At 52.7% G+C, this 1,591-nt stretch carries 1 protein-coding gene and 1 pseudogene; one reads left to right on the top strand and one right to left on the bottom strand.

Features of this window, described 5'->3' with window-relative positions; all coding sequences use genetic code 11:
* Positions 1 to 253 precede the first annotated feature (253 nt).
* Positions 254 to 1,142 (top strand): annotated as a pseudogene (locus CSQ89_RS21455) (IS3 family transposase); the annotation flags it as partial.
* Positions 1,143 to 1,344: 202 nt separating this feature from the next.
* Here CSQ89_RS21455 and CSQ89_RS23435 read toward each other — a convergent pair.
* Positions 1,345 to 1,591: hypothetical protein (locus CSQ89_RS23435; RefSeq protein WP_233203421.1), on the bottom strand; the 247-nt coding region annotated here is incomplete at its 5' end.

Raw genomic sequence — 1,591 nt, 5'->3', positions numbered from 1 at the left:
CCTACCATCGCCGACAAGCCCGTTGCTGTCGCCGCACCAAACGTGCTCAGCAAATAGTCGGTGTACAAATCGAGTTCTTTGTTCTTCATGGCGACAGGTTATCGTATGCACTGCGTAACATCAGTTGATAATTCTGACTCAGCAGGATGCAAGGCGAAGCAGGCTCCATCGGGTAACTGAAATGTCGACCAATAGTCGGACTCAACGACCAATGGGGGTGCGGCAGAAAACTTGGACTACTAAGAGGTAGTTCATGTACTCATACGAAGACCGCATCCGTGCAGTTTGGCTCTATATAAAGCTCGGGAAGCGCCCCGCGGCGACCATTCGCGTGCTGGGGTATCTAACAAGGCAGGCTCTCAGGAACTGGCATCGAGAATACGAGCAAGGCTACGATTTGCCAGAAGTTTATGTGCGCACGAAGCTGAAGTACTCGGCCGAGCAGAAGAAAGTGGCGGTCGAGCACTACCTGAACCACGGATGCTGCATTGCCACAACCCTCAAACAACTAGGATATCCGGAGCGTCGGACGCTGACAGCCTGGGTGGGTGAACTGCGTCCAGAAACACGGAAACGCGTCGTTGGCAAAGCCAGGGGTGAAGTGCATCCTCAAGCGTTGAAACAGGCAGCGGTCATCGAACTGTGCACGCGACAGGAAAGTGCACGCGCCATTGCACAAAAGCTGGGCGTAAGTAGGCCCACGTTGTACAACTGGAAAGATCAACTACTCGATCGTGGTGTTCCCGCATCCATGCGACATCACAAGGATTCGCTACCAGTACTGGAGCGTGCGGAGCTGGAGCAGCAACTTGAATCACTTCAACGTGATATCCGGAAGTTACAACTTGAGCACGACCTTTTGAAGAACCGCCCACACGGCGCGCAGCGCCTACTTTTATCATCGAGCCCGGTTACAAGTTGCTGACAAGTATGCTGGCGTACGTCACCTCATCACTGACATCTTCGAGCAAAATCACCGTTGCTATGGCTACCGTCGGATACACGCATCCCTGGGCAAGCAGCAGCGCTTCATCTCGGAGAAAGTCGTGCGACGTTTGATGACGCAGGAGCGCCTGGTCGTTGCCACGACGAAGCGTCGTCGGTACGGTTCCTACTTGGGGGAAATCAGCCCGGCGCCAGAGCTGAACTGATCTGGCAATCGGGCACCGTCAAAACGGGCAACTGTCAGATCAAGTCTGAACTTCTACATCTCAAGTAATTCAATAGTCTGCTTGGCAGGATGATTTGCGCAGTTCAAGGCAGGCATTCTCACCCTCCCCAGCATATCGGGCTGATTTGCGGCATTGGAAAGTGATCGAGATCGAATCCAAGCGCACATACAGGTCACGCCCCATTCCCATGCTTAGCCTGAGCCGCATAATGATGCTCATCAAGCTTGCCCAAATGCAAAGCAGATAAAGGCTGATCCAGCGATAAATCATCTCTGTCAGAAAAGGTATTGTTATAACTGATGTTACGCAGTGCATACGATAACCTGTCGCCATGAAGAACAAAGAACTCGATTTGTACACCGACTATTTGCTGAGCACGTTTGGTGCGGCGACAGCAACGGGCTTGTCGGCGATGGTAG

It is taken from the genome of Chitinimonas sp. BJB300, from assembly GCF_002735695.1.
In the GTDB taxonomy this organism is placed as follows: Bacteria; Pseudomonadota; Gammaproteobacteria; order Burkholderiales; family Chitinimonadaceae; genus Chitinimonas.
Note: the sequence above shows the minus strand (reverse complement) of the source record. Positions and strands in the feature narration are given on the sequence as shown.